At 66.7% G+C, this 20471-nt stretch carries 19 protein-coding genes; 9 read left to right on the plus strand and 10 right to left on the minus strand.

All coding sequences use genetic code 11. The features are described 5' to 3' along the window. The first annotated feature begins 238 nt into the window (after positions 1 to 238). The 4 genes from U5A56_RS00245 (at position 239) to U5A56_RS00260 (ending at position 5956) form a co-directional block, all read left to right on the plus strand. On the plus strand, positions 239 to 3235 hold the full coding sequence (locus tag U5A56_RS00245; RefSeq protein ID WP_044844207.1) for a ribonucleoside-diphosphate reductase subunit alpha: 2997 nt from the start codon (positions 239 to 241) through the stop codon (positions 3233 to 3235). 363 nt (positions 3236 to 3598) lie between these two features. Further along, positions 3599 to 4810: a ribonucleotide-diphosphate reductase subunit beta gene (locus U5A56_RS00250; protein ID WP_044844206.1), complete on the plus strand. Its 1212-nt coding sequence runs from the start codon at positions 3599 to 3601 to the stop codon at positions 4808 to 4810. A gap of 83 nt (positions 4811 to 4893) precedes the next feature. Continuing rightward, positions 4894 to 5220: a hypothetical protein gene (locus tag U5A56_RS00255; RefSeq protein ID WP_082088468.1), complete on the plus strand. Its 327-nt coding sequence runs from the start codon at positions 4894 to 4896 to the stop codon at positions 5218 to 5220. A 28-nt stretch (positions 5221 to 5248) separates the two neighbouring features. Continuing rightward, positions 5249 to 5956 (plus strand): histone H1-like DNA-binding protein, encoded by a 708-nt coding sequence (locus tag U5A56_RS00260; RefSeq protein WP_044844205.1) that lies wholly within the window; start codon positions 5249 to 5251, stop codon positions 5954 to 5956. Between the two features lie 215 nt (positions 5957 to 6171). Here the strand turns inward: U5A56_RS00260 and U5A56_RS00265 are convergent, their stop codons facing one another. From U5A56_RS00265 to U5A56_RS00310, 10 genes are all read right to left on the minus strand, one after another. After that, positions 6172 to 6645 (minus strand): glycine zipper 2TM domain-containing protein, encoded by a 474-nt coding sequence (locus tag U5A56_RS00265; protein ID WP_011883213.1) that lies wholly within the window; start codon positions 6643 to 6645, stop codon positions 6172 to 6174. A 19-nt stretch (positions 6646 to 6664) separates the two neighbouring features. Then, the gene (locus tag U5A56_RS00270; RefSeq protein ID WP_321920666.1) at positions 6665 to 7603 is read right to left on the minus strand and encodes a carbohydrate kinase family protein; all 939 of its coding nucleotides are present in this window, start codon (positions 7601 to 7603) and stop codon (positions 6665 to 6667) included. 94 nt (positions 7604 to 7697) lie between these two features. After that, entirely contained in the window at positions 7698 to 8201 is a 504-nt protein-coding gene (gene tpx / locus U5A56_RS00275; RefSeq protein WP_044844203.1) for a thiol peroxidase, read from the minus strand. Between the two features lie 72 nt (positions 8202 to 8273). Next, positions 8274 to 9653: a DUF3426 domain-containing protein gene (locus U5A56_RS00280; RefSeq protein WP_321920667.1), complete on the minus strand. Its 1380-nt coding sequence runs from the start codon at positions 9651 to 9653 to the stop codon at positions 8274 to 8276. Positions 9654 to 9698: 45 nt separating this feature from the next. Beyond that, entirely contained in the window at positions 9699 to 10601 is a 903-nt protein-coding gene (gene prmA / locus U5A56_RS00285) for a 50S ribosomal protein L11 methyltransferase (RefSeq protein ID WP_124488236.1), read from the minus strand. A gap of 2 nt (positions 10602 to 10603) precedes the next feature. Then, positions 10604 to 11971 (minus strand): acetyl-CoA carboxylase biotin carboxylase subunit, encoded by a 1368-nt coding sequence (accC, locus tag U5A56_RS00290; protein WP_044844200.1) that lies wholly within the window; start codon positions 11969 to 11971, stop codon positions 10604 to 10606. 85 nt (positions 11972 to 12056) lie between these two features. Next, positions 12057 to 12530: an acetyl-CoA carboxylase biotin carboxyl carrier protein gene (gene accB / locus U5A56_RS00295; protein ID WP_044844199.1), complete on the minus strand. Its 474-nt coding sequence runs from the start codon at positions 12528 to 12530 to the stop codon at positions 12057 to 12059. A 64-nt stretch (positions 12531 to 12594) separates the two neighbouring features. Further along, the gene (gene aroQ / locus U5A56_RS00300) at positions 12595 to 13047 is read right to left on the minus strand and encodes a type II 3-dehydroquinate dehydratase (protein WP_040143361.1); all 453 of its coding nucleotides are present in this window, start codon (positions 13045 to 13047) and stop codon (positions 12595 to 12597) included. 194 nt (positions 13048 to 13241) lie between these two features. Continuing rightward, positions 13242 to 13796 (minus strand): TlpA family protein disulfide reductase, encoded by a 555-nt coding sequence (locus U5A56_RS00305; RefSeq protein WP_124488238.1) that lies wholly within the window; start codon positions 13794 to 13796, stop codon positions 13242 to 13244. A 7-nt stretch (positions 13797 to 13803) separates the two neighbouring features. Further along, a complete protein-coding gene (locus U5A56_RS00310) occupies positions 13804 to 14448 on the minus strand; it encodes a UDP-N-acetylmuramate--alanine ligase (RefSeq protein WP_124488239.1) in 645 nt (214 codons plus the stop codon). A 232-nt stretch (positions 14449 to 14680) separates the two neighbouring features. On the opposite strand from U5A56_RS00310, the gene mpl reads away from it, so the two are divergent. The 5 genes from mpl (at position 14681) to mtgA (ending at position 20419) form a co-directional block, all read left to right on the plus strand. Further along, positions 14681 to 16066, plus strand: a complete 1386-nt coding sequence (gene mpl, locus U5A56_RS00315) for a UDP-N-acetylmuramate:L-alanyl-gamma-D-glutamyl-meso-diaminopimelate ligase (RefSeq protein ID WP_321805129.1) — start codon at positions 14681 to 14683, stop codon at positions 16064 to 16066. Then, a complete protein-coding gene (locus tag U5A56_RS00320; RefSeq protein ID WP_044844196.1) occupies positions 16063 to 16632 on the plus strand; it encodes a YqiA/YcfP family alpha/beta fold hydrolase in 570 nt (189 codons plus the stop codon). Before mpl ends, U5A56_RS00320 begins: the two co-directional genes overlap by 4 nt. 81 nt (positions 16633 to 16713) lie before the next feature. Further along, positions 16714 to 18804, plus strand: coding sequence for an RNB domain-containing ribonuclease (locus tag U5A56_RS00325; protein WP_321920668.1), 2091 nt, complete (start codon positions 16714 to 16716; stop codon positions 18802 to 18804). Then, positions 18801 to 19667: a shikimate dehydrogenase gene (aroE, locus tag U5A56_RS00330; RefSeq protein WP_321920669.1), complete on the plus strand. Its 867-nt coding sequence runs from the start codon at positions 18801 to 18803 to the stop codon at positions 19665 to 19667. Before U5A56_RS00325 ends, aroE begins: the two co-directional genes overlap by 4 nt. A 14-nt stretch (positions 19668 to 19681) precedes the next feature. Further along, complete coding sequence (mtgA, locus tag U5A56_RS00335) at positions 19682 to 20419, plus strand: monofunctional biosynthetic peptidoglycan transglycosylase (protein ID WP_044844193.1); 738 nt, start codon at positions 19682 to 19684, stop codon at positions 20417 to 20419. The last annotated feature ends 52 nt before the right edge of the window (positions 20420 to 20471 follow it).

The raw sequence follows: 20471 nt of genomic DNA on the forward strand, positions 1-20471 counted from the left end.
CCAGGGTTCTCAGTGCGGCGCGCCAGGCCGGGCGGTCCGGGCGTCGCAATCAAGCGCAGCGAACTTCGACGGGGCAGCGTACACATGACGAAGCACACGACCGGATCGGTTGTCGCGCATCGACCGAACCGGCTTCCCCGACGCATCGCTCGCCTCTTACCGCTCGCGCATCCGATAGCGCAGCGTTCGTTTTAATCCGCGGTTCTCTCCGCACCATCCAACACCAGGAGCTTTGCACATGCAAACCACCGACAACGCGACGTCCCAGTACGAGAGCGCCTCGAGCCGTCCGCTCGGCGGGACCGAACAGGGCGCGCAGGCGCTCGCGCCGCAGGCCACGTTCGCCGACTACAAGGTGATCCGCCGCAACGGCAGCGTGGTGTCGTTCGAGCCTTCGAAGATCGCGATTGCGGTGACCAAGGCTTTCCTGGCCGTCAATGGCGGGCAGGGCGCGGCATCGGCACGCGTACGCGAACTCGTCGAGCAGCTCACGCACAACGTCGTGCGCGCGCTCGTGCGCAGCCGTCCGAACGGCGGTACGTTCCATATCGAAGACATCCAGGACCAGGTCGAACTCGCGCTGATGCGCGGCGGCGAGCACAACGTCGCGCGTGCGTACGTGCTGTATCGCGAGAAGCGTCACCTCGAGCGCCAGCATGCGGGCGAGGAAGCAGCGGCAGCGGGCGGCGAGTCGAGCACCGGCATCAACGTCGTCGACAACGGCGTCACGCGCCCGCTCGACCTGAACGCACTGCGCGCGCTGATCGTGTCGGCATGCGACGGTCTCGGCGCTGCGGTTAACCCTGACCCGATCGTCGCGGAAACGGTGAAGAACCTGTACGACGGCGTGCCGATGAGCCAGGTCTACGACTCGGCGATCCTCGCTGCGCGCACGATGATCGAAAAGGATCCGGCATACAGCCAGGTCACGGCCCGCATCCTGCTGCACACGATCCGTCGCGAGATCCTCGGCGAGGAAGTGGTCCAGGCCGAGATGTCGGCCCGCTACGCGGAATACTTCCCGCAGTTCCTGAAGCGCGGCGTCGACGCCGGCCTGCTCGACGACAAGCTGCTTCAGTTCGACCTGAAGCGTCTCGGCGAAGCGCTCGACGCGAACCGCGACCTGCAGTTCGGCTACCTCGGCCTGCAGACGCTGTACGACCGCTACTTCCTGCACGTCGACGGCAGCCGCATCGAAATGCCGCAGGCATTCTTCATGCGCGTCGCGATGGGCCTGTCGCTGAACGAGATCGACCGCGAAACGCGCGCGATCGAGTTCTACAACGTGCTGTCGAGCTTCGACTTCATGAGCTCGACGCCGACGCTGTTCAACTCGGGCACGCACCGCTCGCAGCTGTCGTCGTGCTACCTGACGACGGTCGCGGACGACCTCGACGGCATCTATGAAGCGCTGAAGGAAAACGCGCTGCTGTCGAAGTTCGCCGGCGGTCTCGGCAACGACTGGACCCGCGTGCGCGCACTCGGCTCGCATATCAAGGGCACGAACGGCAAGTCGCAAGGCGTGGTCCCGTTCCTGAAGGTCGTCAACGACACGGCCGTCGCGGTCAACCAGGGCGGCAAGCGCAAGGGCGCGGTCTGCGCGTACCTCGAATCGTGGCACCTCGACATCGAGGAATTCCTCGAGCTGCGCAAGAACACCGGCGACGATCGCCGCCGTACGCACGACATGAACACGGCGAACTGGATTCCCGACTTGTTCATGAAGCGCGTGATGGAAGGCGCCGACTGGACGCTGTTCTCGCCGTCGACCTGCCCGGACCTGCACGACAAGTTCGGCGCGGAGTTCGAGGCGGCTTACACGGCTTACGAAGACAAGGTTGCGCGCGGCGAGATCAAGCTGTTCAAGAAGATCCCGGCGCAGCAGCTCTGGCGCAAGATGCTCGGCATGCTGTTCGAGACGGGCCACCCGTGGATCACGTTCAAGGATCCGTGCAACGTGCGCTCGCCGCAGCAGCACGTCGGCGTCGTCCACTCGTCGAACCTGTGCACGGAAATCACGCTGAACACGAGCGACACCGAAATCGCGGTGTGCAACCTCGGCTCCGTGAACCTCGTCGCCCACCTGGTGAAGCAGGCCGACGGCAGCTACGCGCTCGACCACGACAAGCTGAAGCGCACGATCAGCGTCGCGATGCGCATGCTCGACAACGTGATCGACATCAACTACTACGCGGTGCCGAAGGCGCGTAACTCGAACCTGAAGCACCGTCCGGTCGGCATGGGCATCATGGGCTTCCAGGACTGCCTGCACCTGCTGCGCACGCCGTACGCGTCGGAAGCGGCGGTCGAGTTCGCCGATCGTTCGATGGAAGCGGTCTGCTACTACGCGTACTACGCGTCGACCGAGCTGGCCGAGGAACGCGGCCGCTACTCGAGCTACCGCGGCTCGCTGTGGGATCGCGGCATCCTCCCGCAGGACACGCTGAAGCTGCTGACGGAAGCGCGCGGCGGCTACGTCGAGGTCGACACGTCCGAGTCGCTCGACTGGACGACGCTGCGTTCGCGGATCGCCGCGCACGGCATGCGCAACTCGAACTGCGTCGCGATCGCGCCGACGGCGACGATCTCGAACATCATCGGCGTGTCGGCATGCATCGAGCCGACCTTCCAGAACCTGTACGTGAAGTCGAACCTGTCGGGCGAATTCACGGTGGTCAACGAGTACCTCGTCCGCGACCTGAAGGAACGCGGCCTGTGGGACGAAGTGATGGTCGCCGACCTGAAGTACTTCGACGGCATGCTGTCGCGCATCGACCGCATCCCGGCCGACCTGCGCGCGATCTACGCGACCGCGTTCGAAGTCGACCCGACGTGGCTGGTCGAAGCGGCATCGCGTCGCCAGAAGTGGATCGACCAGGCGCAGTCGCTGAACATCTACATGGGCGGCGCGTCGGGCAAGAAGCTCGACGAGGTCTACAAGCTCGCGTGGCTGCGCGGTCTGAAGACGACCTACTACCTCCGCACGATGGCGGCGACGCACGTCGAGAAGTCGACGGTCGCACACGGCGCGCTGAACGCAGTGCCGACGAGCGGCGGCTCGAGCAGCGGCGGCGCGCAAGGCGCGGCAGGCGGCTTCGGCGCGGCAGGCGGCGCAGCGTCGTCGTCGGGCGCAGTCGACGCGGCACCGGCACTCGCACCGGTCGAAGCGGACGGTCCGGTATGCACGATGCGCCCGGGCGATCCCGGCTTCGACGAGTGCGAAGCCTGCCAGTAACGCGGCGCGCATGACCTGAAGAAGGTTCGGGCGGCGCGCACGACAACCGATCGAGGTTGAAGTGTGCGCCGCTCTCAACTAAAAAAATGATAAGGAATCTGTAACGCGGCACTCGCGTTGCAGGCAGTGACAAGCGATCGAAACATCCCCGACGACGTCGCGTTTCGATCAGCGTTCGATGCGTCGAGCGCACCTCGCGATACACGTGCGACACACGTCGCGCGCTGCATGAACGACGATGCGTTGCTCAAAGTGTTGTATCGAGGTCGCAACGCGAATCGAAAAAAGGATTTTTCGTGAGCGAGCCCTTTTATCGCTCAGGAAAAGATGGTACAAACCGTTCTAAATTGATGGTGAGAATTTATGCTCAACTGGGATGACGAGAAGACTGCCGTAACCCCCGCGAGCGGAGCGCAGCAAAACGCGTTGCGCACCTCCGCAGGGATGGCTGTCGGAATGCAGGCTGCAACGCCTGCCGCCCATCAGGTCCGCGACATTTTCGAAGGCGATCTTGCGGTGCCGCCGCAAGCATCGGCTGTTCCCGCCGGCGGTTCGGAAGCGCGGGTCAACGTTGCAGACAAGCGCATCATCAACGGCCAGACTGACGTCAATCAGCTGGTGCCGTTCAAGTACAAGTGGGCGTGGGAAAAGTATCTGGCGGGTTGCGCGAACCACTGGATGCCGCAGGAAATCAACATGTCCCGCGACATCGCACTGTGGAAGGATCCGAACGGTCTGACCGAGGACGAGCGCCGCATCGTCAAGCGCAACCTCGGCTTCTTCGTGACGGCCGATTCGCTCGCCGCGAACAATATCGTGCTCGGCACGTACCGCCACATCACGGCGCCCGAGTGCCGGCAGTTCCTGCTGCGCCAGGCGTTCGAAGAGGCGATCCACACGCACGCGTACCAATACATCGTCGAATCGCTCGGTCTCGACGAAGGCGAGATCTTCAACGCGTACCACGAGGTCACGTCGATCCGCGCGAAGGACGAATTCCTGATCCCGTTCATCCACACGCTGACGGACCCGGCCTTCAAGACCGGCACGCTCGAAGCGGATCAGAAGCTGCTGAAGTCGCTGATCGTGTTCGCCTGCATCATGGAAGGCCTGTTCTTCTATGTCGGCTTCACGCAGATTCTCGCGCTCGGCCGCCAGAACAAGATGACGGGTGCTGCAGAGCAATATCAGTACATCCTGCGTGACGAGTCGATGCACTGCAATTTCGGCATCGACCTGATCAACCAGATCAAGCTCGAGAACCCGCATCTCTGGACCGCGGAATTCCGCGCCGAGATCCGCGAGCTGTTCAAGCAGGCTGTCGAACTCGAATACCGCTACGCCGAGGACACGATGCCGCGCGGCGTGCTGGGTTTGAACGCGTCGATGTTCAAGAGCTATCTGCGCTTCATCAGCAACCGCCGTTGCCAGCAGATCGGCCTCGACCCGCTGTTCCCGAACGAGGAAAACCCGTTCCCGTGGATGAGCGAGATGATCGACCTGAAGAAGGAACGCAACTTCTTCGAGACGCGTGTGATCGAGTATCAGACGGGCGGCGCGCTGTCCTGGGAATAACCCGCAGCAGCGAACCCGTCACATGATGTGAGCAGCCGGCGGCCTCTCGGCCCCGGCCCAAGGTTTAGGAGCAAGAACGCCTGATGCAAAGCATGCCCGGTGCCTTAACGGCCCAACGACATGATCGGCACTTTGCGAACCCTTCAGTGGGATGGGCAAACTTCCCTCCGGAAAAAGCGGACGGCCGTGTGGCGGTCCGCTTGATCAAGCGATTAGGGGTGGCGGCGCGAGGCGCGCCGGCTACCGACTTGATTTGGCGCGCGAGGCCATGGGGTCACGCGCGCCATACCGTATTCATTAGCGTAAGCGCGTGGTATCCGCGTACGCCGATGAATAGCCCGCTTCGAAGCGCACGTCCTGAACAGCGTCCGCGGGAAGCGGGTTTTGACGAAGGGTGTAGTTTGAACTGACTCTCATCTGAACCTGAAGGAGAACAACATGGCTACTGCCAAGAAGAAACCGGCTGCTAAGAAGGTTGCTGCCAAGAAGACCGTTGCGAAGAAGGCTGCTGCTCCGGCGAAGAAGGCCGCTGCGGTGAAGAAGGTTGCTGCGAAGAAGGTCGCGGTGAAGAAGGTTGCCGCGAAGAAGGCAGCACCGGCGAAGAAGGCTGCTGCGAAGAAGGTCGCGGCAAAGAAGGTCGCAACGAAGAAGGTTGCTGCGAAGAAAGTCGCGGTGAAGAAGGTTGCCGCGAAGAAGGCAGCACCGGCGAAGAAGGCCGCTGCGAAGAAGGTTGCTGCGAAGAAAGTCGCGGTGAAGAAGGTTGCTGCGAAGAAGGCAGCACCGGCGAAGAAGGCTGCTGCCAAGAAGGCCGCGCCGGCGAAGAAGGCTGCCGCCAAGAAGGCTGCGCCTGCGAAGAAGGCTGCTGCGAAGAAGGCTGCGCCTGCCAAGAAGGCTGCCCCTGCGAAGAAGGCTGCCGCTGCACCGAAGGCTGCTGCTGCACCGAAGGCTGCCGCTGCTCCGAAGGCTGCCGCACCGGCGAAGAAGGCCGCTGCACCGAAGAAGGCTGCTGCTCCGAAGAAGGCCGTCGTGAAGAAGGCTGCACCGGCAACCACCGCGTCGACCGCATCGGTCGCGCCGGCATCGGGCGTGAAGACCGCGCTCAACCCGGCAGCGGCATGGCCGTTCCCGACCGGCAGCCGTCCGTAATCGCGGCTGACCAGCACTACCCGGACACTCACGCGGTGTCCGCGGGTTGAGTAGCGCTACTCAATCGATCCCGCCATCTGGCTCAGGTGGCGGGATTTTTTTCGTCCGCCTGCATCGATGGGCCGGCCGGCTGCCGGGCACGGACGAAAAAAAACGCATGTGCAGCTTCGCACATGCGTTCGACCGCGGCTTGCGCCGCGTGCTGAGGATGCTCGTTAGTGCGTGACGCGCGTGACGCCGCCGCTCGACAGCAGTCGCACCCGTTCGCCGGCGCGGAACACTTCGCCGCTCGCCGCCTGCGTGATCGAGCGCAGGTCGCCGTTGTCGAGGCGCACGGTGATTTCGACACCGTTCGCCGTGCTGAGGTTTTCGCCGACCGCGTTGCCTGCGACCGCGCCGACGAGACCGCCCGCGATGGCCGTCAGGATCGATCCCTTGCCGCCGCCGATCGCGCTGCCCGCGACTGCGCCGAGCGCGCCGCCGCCGAGCGTGCCGATCGCGCTGCCGCCGCCATCGGACTGGATGCGCACCGCACGGACGCTTTCGACGGTGCCCATGCGCACGGTTTGCTCGCGCTGCGCCTGGCCGACGCTATAGACATCTGCCGAGCCCGGCGCCGTGAAGCAGCCGGCGAGCGTCAGCGTGGCCGTCAGCATGGCAGCGAGCGTGAGGGTTTTCTTGGTCAACATCTTTGCTCTCCCACAATATTCATTTGAGACTGTACCCGAAGGCAGCCTCGAAGCGCGCGTCGATTTCGGCGCGCGTCAGTGCGTAAGTTTGAGGCCCCTGGTGGGCGATCTTGATCGAGCCCATCAGGCTCGCGAGGCGGCCCGTGGTTGCCCAGTCGAGGCCATTCTCGATGCCGTACAGCAGGCCGCCCCGGAAGGCGTCGCCGCAGCCGGTCGGATCGACGACACGCTCGGCTGGCACGACCGGAATCTGTTCTTCGCCGTTTTTGTGAAGAATGGTGGCGCCGCGCTCGCCGCGCGTGATGATCAACGCCTGAACCCGGCTGGCGATTTCCTGTTCGGACCAGCCCGTCTTGTCGCTGACGAGCTTGCCCTCGTAGTCGTTGACCGCAACGAAGGTGGCGAGTTCAATGATGCGGCGCAGCGTCGCACCGTCGAACAGCGGCAGGCCCTGGCCCGGATCGAAGATGAACGGGATGCCGGCCTTCGCGAATTGCTCGGCGTGCTGGACCATCCCGTCGAAGCCGTCCGGCGCGACGATGCCGAGCTTCACGCCCGACACTTCGTCCGCGCGGTTCAGGTGCGACTGCATCATCGCGCCCGGGTGGAATGCGGTGATCTGGTTGTTCTCGAGATCGGTCGTGATCATCGCCTGCGCAGTGTGCGTTTCGGGCACCACGCGTATGCTGGCCTTCGACAGGCCGAGGCTGTCGAGACGCTCGAGATAGCGATCGGCGTCGTTCGCGCCGACCGTCGCCATGATGCGCGCGTCGCCGCCGAGCATGTGCAGCGCGTAGGCGATGTTCCCCGCGCAACCGCCGAATTCGCGACGCATCGTCGGCACGAGGAAGCTCACGTTCAGAAGGTGAACCTGGTCGGGCAGGATGTGCTCGCGAAACCGGCCTTCGAAGGTCATGATGTTGTCGTAGGCGAGCGAGCCGCAAATCAGCGTAGTCAAGGCGTGCGTTCCTGTAGAGAGCAAAGGGAGGCGGCTGCCCGGCCGGCGCGCGCAGGCCGTCGGGCCTCGCGCGGCAGGGCCGGGCGGCTGCGGGTTACTTCAGTGCGGCGAGCGCTGCGTCGTAGTTCGGCTCGTCCTTGATCTCGCCGACGAGTTCCGCGTGGAGCACCTTGTCCTGCGCGTCGAGCACGACGACCGCTCGGGCCGTCAGGCCGTTCAGCGGGCCGCTCGTCACGTCGACGCCGTATGCGTTCGCGAACGCGCGGCCGCCGCGGAACGTCGAAGCCGTCACGACGTTCGCGAGGCCTTCGGTCGTGCAGAAGCGCGTGGCGGCGAACGGCAGGTCGCCGGACACGACCACCACGACCGTGTTGTCGAGCGACGACGCGGCTTCGTTGAACTTGCGGGTCGACGTCGCGCAGGTGGGCGTATCGAGGCTCGGGACGATGTTCAGCACCTTGCGCTTGCCGGCGAAGCTGGCGAGCGACAGGTCGGCGAGGTCCTTGCCGACCAGCTTGAAGTCGGGGGCTTGCGAGCCGACGGCCGGGAACGTGCCGGCGAGATCGATCGGGTTGCCACCCAGCGTAACTTTGCTCATGTTCGTGCTCCGAAATAGCGCGCCGCAGCGGCGCGCGGGTTGAGACGGCGCGCATGCGCGCGCCGCGGGGCGTCACGGATAGAAGATCTGGACGCGGAAATTCGAGGCGGGCGCGCCGTTCGTGTCGAGACGGACGACCATCGTCTGCGTCGTGCCGGGCGGCAGCCCGGCGTCGATCGGCATGCCCGGGCGCACGTAGTCGCGCGGCGCGAGCACGCGGCGCACGGTCACGTGATTCGTGTCGTCGAGCAGCGTCAGTTCGAGCGACGGGTAGGCGAGCGCGACGCGGTAGCGGTTCGTCAGCGGCACCTTCAACTCCAGCACGCGCGGGCCGTCGATCTGGCGCAGGTCGGCCGCGTCGAGCCGCAGGCCGTCGATCGCGCGTGGCGGCGTCACCTTGCAGCCGAGCGGCGCGCACGCCTGCCGGAACCAGCCCTGCGTGACGGGCCAGTAGATCATCACGGTTTCGCGCTGCCACCACGCGAGCTGCGCGACGAGCAGCACCGCGAGCACGGCCGCGACGAGGCCGCCGAAAAAGCCGCCGAGCGTTCCACGTCGCTGCTGCGCGCGCGGCTCGCGCGTCACGGCGAAGGGCGGGCGGTCGTCGTCGGACAGTGCGGCGGGGAAGGGGGTCGCTGATTGGACGGCCGGTTGTACGTCCGGTTCGGCACCCGGTTCGCTGGCGGCTGCGGCCGGTGCGGCGGCACGTTCGGCGTGGGTGTCGGGTTCGGGTTTCGGTTCGAGTCCGGGCTCGGCTTGTACCGGCCTGAACGCGAAGCGCGGTTCGCGTGGCGCGTGCTCGTCGTCGGGCGCGGCGAAGCGCGCGTTGCCGACCGGTTCGACGGGCGCTGCTGCGGCGTGTTCGGCCGATGGCGCACGCGCGACGAAGCGCGGTTCGCGCAGGTCGGGTTCGGTGAGCGGCGTGAGCGGCGTGAGCGGTTCGTCGGTTTCGGGCGGCACTGCATCCGGTCCGGCCGATCGCGCGGCGACGGCGTGCAACTCGGCCGGCTGCGATGCGATTGGCGCCGGCGTGCCGGACAGGTGAACCACACCGGATTCCGTCGACGGCAGCGCGAGCGGGATTAGCGGCTCGGCGCGCACGGTCTCGACACTGTGTTGCAGGGACGGGTCGACGCCGGCATCGAGCCACGGCGCCCACATGTCCCAGCCTTCCGGCTGGTAATCGGAACCGGCCGCCGGTTCGACCGGTGCGTCGGTGGTGAAGAGCCGCGCGGGCGCGGCGTCGTGTTGCGGGTTGGCGGCGGCCGGCTCGATCGGCGCCGCTTCGGTCAGCGCGGATTCCGGCGGTGCCGGATCGGGTACGAGCGACTGCGATGCGTCGAAGACCTGCTGACAGTGTCCGCAACGCACGAGCCCGTCATGCAGCGCGAGCTGTTCCTGCTGCAGCCGGAAGACGGTTTCGCAATGAGGGCAGCGCGTCGCAAGAAGCATGTCGAGCCGGGCGGCCTGCTGGCCAGAGTGAAGGACAGCGCTATTCTAATGGCTTTCCCGCCGCGTTCCGGCGAGGCATACCCAACCTTCGTGTTCGCGCCAGACCGAGATGTCGACGTAGCGCGCATAGACGGCCGCGACTTCGTCCGCCTGGCGCGCGAGCACGCCCGACAGCGCGATGCGCCCGCCCGGTTTCACCTTCGATGCGAGCATCGATGCCATCAGTTTCAGCGGGTTCGACAGGATGTTGGCGACGACGATGTCGAATTCGCCGGCCGGGCACGCATCGGGCAGCCCGTACGTGACTTCCGCATGGTTGCGTTCGCTGTTCTGGCGCGCCGATTCGACCGCCTGCGGATCGATGTCGATGCCGACCACGGGGTTCGCCCCGCATTTCCGCGCGAGGATCGCGAGAATGCCCGAGCCGCAGCCGTAGTCGAGCACCGACTGGCCGGGCTTCACCGACTGTTCGAGCCATTCCATGCACAGACGCGTGGTCGGGTGGCTGCCGGTGCCGAACGCGAGACCGGGGTCGAGTTCGAGGATCAGCGCGTCGGGGTCGGGCGCGTCGTGCCACGACGGCACGACCCAGATCCGCTCGCCGATCGGAATCGGCTCGAACTGCGACTGCGTGAGCCGCACCCAGTCCTGTTCCTCGACTTCGCGCACGTCGAACTTCGGCGTCTCGGCGACGCCGATCTCGTTCGCGGCCGCCGCGAGCAGCACGGCCGGGTCATGATCGGGCGACAGCAGCGCGATCACGCGCGAGTGCTGCCACGCGGTGCGTTCGGGAACGAGGCCGGGCTCGCCGAAGAGCGGCTGTTCGTCGGGCGTGTCAGCGTCGGCGTCCTCGACGGACACCGACAGCGCGCCGAGGTCGAGCAGCGCGTCGGACAGCGCCTCCGCATGCTCACGGGCCAGTTCGACGACGAGTTCGCGATAGCTCATGCTTACGCTTCTTCCGGTGCGACCTGCTGCTTCTGGGCGAGCCGGTGTTCGAGATAGTGGATGCTGGTGCCGCCTTCGACGAACTTCGAGTCGATCATCAGCTCGCGGTGCAGCGGGATGTTGGTCTGGATGCCTTCGACGACCATTTCCGACAGCGCGATGCGCATCCGGCGGATCGCCTGGTCGCGCGTCGCGCCGTAGGTGATCAGCTTGCCGATCATCGAATCATAGTTCGGCGGTACGAAATAGCCATTGTACGCATGCGAGTCGACGCGCACGCCGGGGCCGCCCGGCGTATGCCACGACGTGATCCGGCCCGGCGACGGCGTGAACTTGAACGGATCTTCCGCGTTGATCCGGCATTCGATCGCATGTCCGCGGAACTCGATGTCGCGCTGGCGCAGCGCGAGCTTCTCGCCGGCCGCGATGCGGATCTGTTCCTGCACGATGTCGACGCCCGTGATCATCTCCGACACCGGGTGCTCGACCTGCACGCGCGTGTTCATCTCGATGAAGTAGAACTCGTTGTTCTCGTACAGGAATTCGAACGTGCCCGCGCCGAGATAGCCCATCTTCTTGCACGCGTCCGCGCAGCGGTCGCCGATGCGCTCGATCAGGCGGCGCGGAATGCCGGGCGCCGGCGCTTCCTCGATCACCTTCTGGTGACGGCGCTGCATCGAGCAGTCGCGCTCGCCGAGCCAGATCGCGTTCTTGTGCGCGTCCGACAGCACCTGGATTTCGATGTGGCGCGGGTTCTCGAGGAACTTCTCCATGTACACCTGCGGGTTGCCGAACGCACGGCCGGCTTCCTCGCGGGTCATGTTGACCGCGTTCACGAGCGCGGCTTCGGTGTGCACGACGCGCATCCCGCGCCCGCCGCCGCCGCCCGCTGCCTTGATGATGACCGGATAGCCGATCGCGCGCGCAATCTTGACGATCTCCTTCGGATCGTCCGGCAACGCGCCTTCCGAGCCCGGCACGCACGGCACGCCGGTCTTGATCATCGTCTGCTTCGCGGTGACCTTGTCGCCCATCATCCGGATCGTTTCCGGGCGCGGGCCGATGAACGTGAAGCCCGACTGCTCGACGCGTTCGGCGAAGTCGGCGTTCTCCGACAGGAAGCCGTAGCCGGGGTGGATCGCCTCGGCATCGGTGACTTCCGCGGCGCTGATCAGCGCCGGCATGTTCAGGTAGCTCAGGTTCGACGGGGCCGGGCCGATACAGACGGCTTCATCCGCGAGGCGCACGTACTTGGCTTCCTTGTCGGCTTCCGAGTAGACGACCACCGTCTTGACGCCGAGTTCGCGGCACGCGCGCTGGATGCGCAGCGCGATTTCACCGCGGTTGGCAATGAGGATTTTTTCAAACATAGCGAGTATTCGTCTCTTCGAGGGGCGCGCGAACGGCGCCTGGCGAGCATCGGCGGCGCGCGGCCGGACGGGCCGCGCGGCGGACTTAGCCGATCACGAAAAGCGGCTGGCCGTATTCGACGGCCTGGCCGTTCTCGACGAGGATTTCCTTGATCACGCCGGCCTTGTCCGACTCGATCTCGTTGAGCAGCTTCATCGCTTCGATGATGCAGATCGTCTGGCCTTCCTTGACCGTGTCGCCCACCTGGACGAACGGGTCCGCGCCCGGCGACGGCGCGCGATAGAACGTGCCGACCATCGGCGACGTCACGACGTGGCCTTGCGGGGCGGCCGGTGCGGCGGCGGCGCCTGCTGCCGGCGCGGCAGCGCCTTCGGTCGGCAGCGCGACCGACGGAGCGGGCGCGCTGACTTGCGGGGCATACCCAGCCGTCGGCTGCACGTAGACCGGCGGCGCGTTCTTGACGATACGCACCTTGCCTTCGCCTTCCGTGACTTCCAGCTCGGAGATGCCGGATTCGGAAACGAGGTCGATCAGAGTTTTCAGCTTACGAAGATCCATCGGGAATTCCCCTTTCAATACGTGAAAGCGCCGGTGGGACCGGCGCTGAATCTAGATCGCGAAATCAGCCGCGCGACGCGCCTTGCAGCTTGTCCAGCGCGTACTCGAGCGCGTACAGATAACCTTTCCAGCCGAGCCCGCAGATCACGCCTTCGGCCTGGTCGGAAAAGTAGGAGTGATGCCTGAACGCTTCGCGGCGGTGCACGTTCGACAGATGAACCTCGACGAACGGGATGCCGACGCCGGCGATCGCGTCCCGGATCGCGACGCTCGTGTGCGTATACGCGGCGGGATTGATCAGGATGAAATCGGTCTGTTCCTCCCGCGCGGCCTGAATGCGGTCGACGAGCGCGCCTTCATGGTTGCTCTGGAACGACGACAGTTCGGCGCCGGCTTCCTGGGCTCGCGCGGCAAGCGCCTGATCGATCTGCGCGAGCGTGACGCGGCCGTACACCTCCGGTTCCCGGGTGCCGAGAAGGTTCAGGTTGGGGCCGTGCAGCACCAGCAATCGTGTCATGGTCGCTTCTATTTCTGCGGAATTGCGCGAACTTTAGCGCTATTTAGAGAAATTTGTCTAGTTTTGCCGAACGGCCGAGCGCGCCGGACCTGCAAGAATTACCGGTGCGGCTGCAAAGTATCAGCGAATTCACGTGAAATTGCGGCGATCGACGTACAAATCGCCGCCAACGTGCTGGCCGCCGTTCAGGGCGATCACAACGCGTCGAGGGTCTTTTTCAGCTCGGCCGGTTGGATTTGTCCTAATTTTGTCTCGCGAATCTTGCCGGTTTCGTCGATGACGACCGTAAACGGCAGCGCGCCCGCGGTATTTCCGAAATTGCGGGCCAGATCGGCGCCCGCATAACCGCTGACGAAAACCGGATAGTCGACCTTCACCTTCTGGAGAAAGTTCTTCACGTTCTGGTCGGAATCGACGCCGATCCCGATGAAGCGGATGCCTTTCTGCTTGTATTGGTGCGACAGCGCGACGAGCTCCGGCATCTCCTCGACGCACGGGCCGCACCACGACGCCCAGAAATTGACCACGACCTTCTGGCCCTTGAAGGAAGCGAGCGACGCCGGCTTGCCGTCGACGCCGGTCAGCGACGCGGCCCACAGCTGGTCGACCGGGCTGCCCTGCGCAGCGGGCGCGGCGACGGCGACGCCGTCATCGGCGCTGCCGCCGCGGAACCAGTGGCCGGCGGCGAGCCCGCCGGCGACGGCGGCGGCCGCGACCACCGCGAGCGGCAACATGCGTTTCATCATCATCGTTGAATCATTCCGGTTCGGAAGGGGCGTTGCTGGCTTCGACGAGCGCACGCAATGCGGCGGCGTCCGCGCGGGCGACCCGGCCGCGCGCGTCGGCCTTGACCGCGCCGCGCAGGTCGTCGCTCGCGTAGAGCGCGACATGAATGCCGATCGCGTCCACGTCGCGGCGCGGGCGCCACAGGAAGCTGAGCGTCTCGACGTCGGCGCGACCGGCGAAATGCCGCGTTTCGGACACGTCGTACTGAACGTTCTGGTTCAGCAGGTAGATCGCGACGTCCTTCGGGTTGTCGGTGAATATCTGCAAATGGATGTCCGAATGCGCGTTCGCGGTGCCGTTCAGCACCGCGCCCGTCACGTACGGATTGAACTCGGCGAGCCGGCGCATCCAGTCGAGCGCGATCTCGCGCAGGCGGCGCAGTTCGTCCGGCTGCGTGTCGCTCTGGAACAGGGCGAGGTACTCGCGCAGTTCTTCCTCGATCAAGTCGTTATCCGGCAGCCATTCGCCGGCAACGCGCGTATCGCCGAACAGCTGGCGCGCGGCCTTGCGTTTCGCGCTGGCGTAATCGAGGCCGTCCTCCGCGATCAGGCGGGCGGCGGACTGGGCGATTTCCTCGCGGGCGCGCCGCGGGTCGACAAGAGGTTTGCGAGACATGATCCGGCAATCATACTCGATCGCGCGGCGGCCGAATGCGGTGCGGCCGCGCGTCGTCCGCCGTGCCGCGCGGCATCCGGATCCGTCGTTCGGGCCGCCGGGCACGGCGGGCCGTCAGTTACAATGACGGTCTTTGTGTCGCGGCGAAAGTCGTTGGCCGGGCGGCCTGTCCGGCGTGCCGCAGACCATCTTTCCGAATCGACGGCGCCCGGCGGCGCGAAAGCATTCATCTATGCACATCCACATTCTTGGCATCTGCGGCACCTTCATGGGCGGTCTCGCCGTGCTCGCGCGCGAGGCCGGCCACACGGTGACGGGTTGCGACGCGGGCGTCTATCCGCCGATGAGCACGCAGCTCGAGGCGCAGGGCATCACGCTGATCGAGGGCTACGGCGCCGAGCAGATCGACCTGAAGCCCGACCTGTTCGTGATCGGCAACGTCGTCACGCGCGGCAACCCGCTGATGGAGGCGATCCTCGATCGCGGCCTGCCTTATGTATCCGGCCCGCAATGGCTCGGCGAACACGTGCTGGCAGGCAAGTGGGTGCTGGCGGTCGCGGGCACGCACGGCAAGACGACCACGTCGTCGATGCTCGCGTGGCTGCTGGAAGATGCCGGCCTGAACCCGGGCTTCCTGATCGGCGGCGTGCCGCTGAACTTCGGCGTGTCGGCGCGGCTGACCGATTCGAGTTTCTTCGTGATCGAGGCCGACGAATACGACACGGCGTTCTTCGACAAGCGCTCGAAGTTCGTCCATTACCGGCCGCGCACCGCGGTGCTCAACAATCTCGAATTCGATCACGCCGACATCTTCCCGGATCTCGCCGCGATCGAAACGCAATTCCATCATCTCGTGCGCACCGTGCCGGGCGTCGGCCGGATCGTCACCAACGGCCGCTCGGACGCGCTCGAGCGCGTGCTCGCGCGCGGCTGCTGGAGCGAGGTCGAGCGCTTCGGCGTCGACGGCGGCTGGCAGGCGCTGCCGGCCGAGGACGGCGTGCCGGTCGACGAGCGCTTCGCGGTGTATTCGCAGGCCGAGCGTGTCGGTGAGGTCGCGTGGCAGGTGCAGGGCGACCACAACCGGATGAACGCGCTCGCGGCGATCGCCGCCGCCCGCCACGTCGGCGTGCCGCCCGCGCAGGCGGCCGAATCGCTCGCATCGTTTCGCAACGTGAAGCGGCGCATGGAAGTGCGCGGCAGCGTGGATGGGGTAACCGTCTACGACGACTTCGCGCACCATCCGACCGCGATCGAAACCACGATCGCCGGCCTTCGTGCACGCATCGGCCGCCAAAACTCCCGTATTCTCGCCGTGCTCGAGCCGCGTTCGAACACGATGAAGCTCGGCGTGATGAAGGCGCAACTGCCGGCCAGTCTCGCCGACGCCGACCTGGTGTTCGGCTACGGCGCGCCGACCGGGCGCGACGCGCTCGGCTGGAACCTCGGCGACGCGCTCGCGCCGCTCGGCGACAAGGCTCGCGCGTTCGACGATCTCCATCTGCTGGTGAAGTCGGTCGTCGCGGCCGCGCGCCCGGGCGACCACGTGCTCGTGATGAGCAACGGCGGCTTCGGCGGCGTGCACCAGAAGCTGCTCGACGCGCTCGGGAGCCGCGCGTGATCCTGTACCTGCACGGGTTCCGGTCGTCGCCGGAGTCGCAGAAGTCGCGGCTCCTCGCCGCGCGCATGGCCGAGCTCGGCCGCACGCCCGAATGGCGCTGCCCGTCGCTGTCGGTGTCGCCGCTCGAGGCGATCGCCGTCGCGGAAGCCGCGGTGGCCGGGGTGCGCGACGTGACGGTGATCGGCAGCTCGCTCGGCGGCTACTACGCGACCTGGCTCGCCGAAAAGCACGGCTGGAAGGCGGTGCTGCTGAATCCGGCGATCGTGCCGCAGCGCGACCTCGAGCAGCATCTGGGCGAACAGCCGCTGTGGCACGGCGGCGGCTCGATCGTCGTCGAACGCCATCACCTTCAGGAGCTCGATGCGCTGCGCGTGCCGGCGATTTCGCGGCCCGAACGCTACTATCTGTTCGCGGCGACGGGCGACGAAGTGCTGGACTACCGCGAGATGCTCGCCCACTACCCGGGTGCGAAAACGCGCGTGATCGAAGGCAGCGACCACGGAATCAGCGAATTTGCCGACTATGTCGACGACGTTCTCGCTTTTTGCGACGACCGAACGTCATGAACCCGGCGTCATGCCGATCGAATTCCCATCATCATGCGGCGCCGCCGATGCGGCGCCCGGCAGTCTGAACGAGAGTACTGAGTGAACGTTTTCTTCGAGGAATCGGGCAGTTTCAAGGCGGGCAGCGTGCTGTCGCGCCAGGGCGACGCGTTTCAAGTCGAGTTGCCCGGCGGGCGGCGGGCGAAGGTGCGCGCGAAAGACGTGCTGATCGAATTCGAGAAGCCGGCCGCGGGCGAGCTGATGCAGGAAGCCGACACGGCCGCGCAGCAGATCGACCTGGATTTCCTGTGGGAATGCGCGCCGGCCGACGAATTCGCGTATACGGCGCTGGCCGCGGAATACTTCGGCGCGACCTACGGTCCGGTCGAGCGCGCGGCGCTGGTGCTGCGGCTGCACGGCTCGCCCGTCTACTTCCGCCGCAAGGGGCGCGGCCAGTATCAGCGCGCGCCGGAAGAGCAGCTCAAGATGGCGCTCGCGTCGCTCGAGCGCAAGCGCCAGCAGGCGCTCGTCCAGGCGCAGTACGAAGAGGAGCTGAAGGCCGGCAAGCTGCCGGAAGCGTTCGCGGGCAAGGTGCTCGGGCTGCTCACGCGGCCGGACAAGAACGCGATCGAATACAAGGCGATGGAAGCGGCGGCCGGCGCGCGCGGCGTGTCGCCGGCGCGGCTGATGCTCGACTGCGGCGGCATCGCGTCGCCGCGTGCGCTGCACGAGGCGCGCTTCCTCGCGGAATTCTTCCCGCACGGCACCGGCTTCCCGGCCGTCACGGTCGGCCCGCTGCCGGACGACCTGCCGCGCGCGGACGTCGAGGCGTTCTCGATCGACGACATCACGACGACCGAAATCGACGACGCGTTTTCGGTCGAGCACCTGTCCGACGGTCGCGTGCGGATCGGCGTGCACATCGCGGCGCCGGCGCTCGGCATCGTGCGCGGCGACGCGGTCGACGCGATCGCGCGCGCGCGCCTGTCGACCGTCTACATGCCGGGCGACAAGATCACGATGCTGCCGGACGACGTGGTCGACGTGTTCACGCTGAAGGAAGGCGACTACCGCCCGGCGCTGTCGCTGTACATCATCGTCAACCGCGAGACGCAGGAGATCGTCGCGAACGAGACGCGCGCCGAACTCGTGTTCGTGAAGAACAACCTGCGCCACAACACGCTCGACGAGCTCGTCAACGAAGAGACGCTCGCCGCCGGCACCGGCGACTATCCGCACAAGGACGACATCGCCGTGCTGTGGCCGCTCGCGCAGGCGCTGTTCGAGAAGCGCCAGGTCGCGCGCGCGGGCTACGGCCTGAAGCGCGAAGTGCAGCGCAACACCGACTACAACTTCTACGTCGAAGGCGAGCACGTGACGATCACGCCGCGCCGCCGCGGCTCGCCGCTCGACCTGATCGTGTCGGAGCTCGCGATCCTCGCGAACTCGACGTGGGGCGCGTTCCTGCACGATCACACGGTGCCCGGCATCTATCGCTCGCAGCGCGGCTTCGGCGCGCCGGGCCCGAAGCGCACGCGGATGCAGACGACGGCCGCGCCGCACGAAGGCCTCGGTGTCGCGCAATACGCGTGGAGCACGTCGCCGCTGCGCCGTTACGTCGACCTCGTGAACCAGTGGCAACTGCTGGCATGCGTGCAGCACGGCGTCACCGCGAAGCTCGCCGCGCCGTTCAAGCCGAAGGACGCCGACCTGTACGCGGTCGTGCAGGGCTTCGACGACACCTATACCGCGTACGCCGACTACCAGCGCCGGATGGAGTACTTCTGGTGCCTGCGCTGGCTCGCGCAGGAGCAGAAGAAGCAGGTCGTCGCGAGCGTGGTGAAGGGCGACCTGGTGCGCCTCGAGGAAATTCCGCTGCTGCTGCACGTGCCGGGGCTCGGCGTGCATGCGCGCGGCACGCGCGTGCTGCTCGACGTGATGTCGCTCGACGAGCTGACGATCGAGGCGTCGGTGCGGCTGCTTAACGTGCTCGACGCGCCGACCGTGACGAGCGGCGACGCGGCCGACGACGAAGACGAGAGCGAAGGCGGCGACGACACGCTGGTCGATGCGCAGGACGCGTCGGCGCAAGCCGAGGCCGAAGCACTGGCCGAAGCGGACGGCGCGACGGCCGCAGACGACGCGGCCGCGACCGCCAACGGCCAGGACAGCGAAGAGGGGCGCGCATCATGAACGCAGCCGCGTCGACGAGCGGCGCCGACCGCTATGTGGTGTTCGGCAACCCGGTGGCGCACAGCAAGTCGCCGTTCATCCACGCGCAGTTCGCCGCGCAGACGGGCGAGGCGATCGTCTACGAGCACCGGCTCGCGCCGGTCGACGGCTTCGAGGCCGCCGTGCGCGCGTTCATCGCCGAAGGCGGACGCGGTGCGAACGTGACGGTGCCGTTCAAGCTCGACGCGCACGCGCTCGCCGACACGCTGTCGCCGCGCGCGGCGGCGGCGGGCGCGGTGAACACGCTGCGCATCGATGCCGACGGCGGCATCTACGGCGACAACACGGACGGCGTCGGCCTCGTGCGCGACATCGAATCGAATCTCGGCGTGTCGCTCGCGGGCGCGCGCATCCTGCTGCTCGGCGCGGGCGGCGCGGCGCGTGGCGTCGTGCTGCCGATGCTCGAGCGCGCGCCGCTGTCGATCACGATCGTGAACCGCACCGCGAGCAAGGCCGAGGCGCTCGTCGGCCAGTTCACGCAGGCCGCGCACGATGCGGGCTGCGTACTGTCGGGCGGCGGCCCGGACGCCGTGCGGTCCGAGCCGTACGACGTGATCGTCAACGCGACGGCAGGCAGCCTCGATGCGGCGCTGCCGGCGTGCGACGCGGCTGCGTTCGGCGCGGGCACGCTCGCGTACGACATGATGTACGGCGCGCAGCCGACGGTGTTCATGCAGCATGCGGCGTCGCTCGGCGCGCGCACGGCCGACGGGCTCGGGATGCTGGTCGAGCAGGCGGCCGAATCGTTCTTCATCTGGCGCGGCGTGCGGCCGGACGGCGCACCGGTGCTGGCCGCGCTGCGCCAGGCGCTCGCGGCGGCCTGAGCAGGGCGCGGCACGTGGTGGCGGTCAGCGGCACGCAGCGCACGCGCACGGTCGGCGCGACGCGCTGGCTCGTCTATGCGGGTTCGGTGTTCGCGGGCGCATGGCTCGCGACGCAGCTGTTCTATCTCGTGCAGATCGCCGCGTGGTCGTTCATCAATCCCGGCTCGACCGCGTTCATGCGGACCGACGCATGGTGGCTGTCGCGCGACAACCCGCCCGCGCGGATCCAGCATCAGTGGGTGCCATACGACCAGATCTCGCGCAACCTGAAGCGCGCGCTGATCGCGTCGGAGGATTCGACCTTCGCGACCAACAACGGCTACGACGTCGACGCGATCCTGCAGGCATGGGAGAAGAACAAGGCGCGCGGCCGGATCGTCGCGGGCGGTTCGACGATCACCCAGCAGCTCGCGCGCAACCTGTTCCTGTCGCGCGAGAAGAGCTACATCCGCAAGGGGCAGGAGCTGATCATCACGTGGATGCTCGAGACGGTGCTCGACAAGGAGCGGATCTTCGAGATCTACCTGAATTCGGTCGAATGGGGCCGCGGCGTGTACGGCGCCGAGGCCGCCGCCCGTTATTACTACAAGATTCCCGCGAGCCGGCTCGGCGCGTGGCAGTCGGCGCGCCTCGCGGTGATGCTGCCCAAGCCGCGCTGGTTCGACGCGCACCGCGGCTCGGCCTACCAGGCGCAGCGCGCGGCCGTCATTGCCCGCCGGATGGGCGCGGCCGAACTTCCGCAATCGCAGTGAGCGGCGCACCCGCGCCGTCGCATTGTCCGTTCCGTCGCCGCTGCGCCATTGG

Origin of the sequence: Burkholderia sp. BCC1998 (assembly GCF_905339875.1) — a bacterium.
GTDB lineage: Bacteria > Pseudomonadota > Gammaproteobacteria > Burkholderiales > Burkholderiaceae > Burkholderia.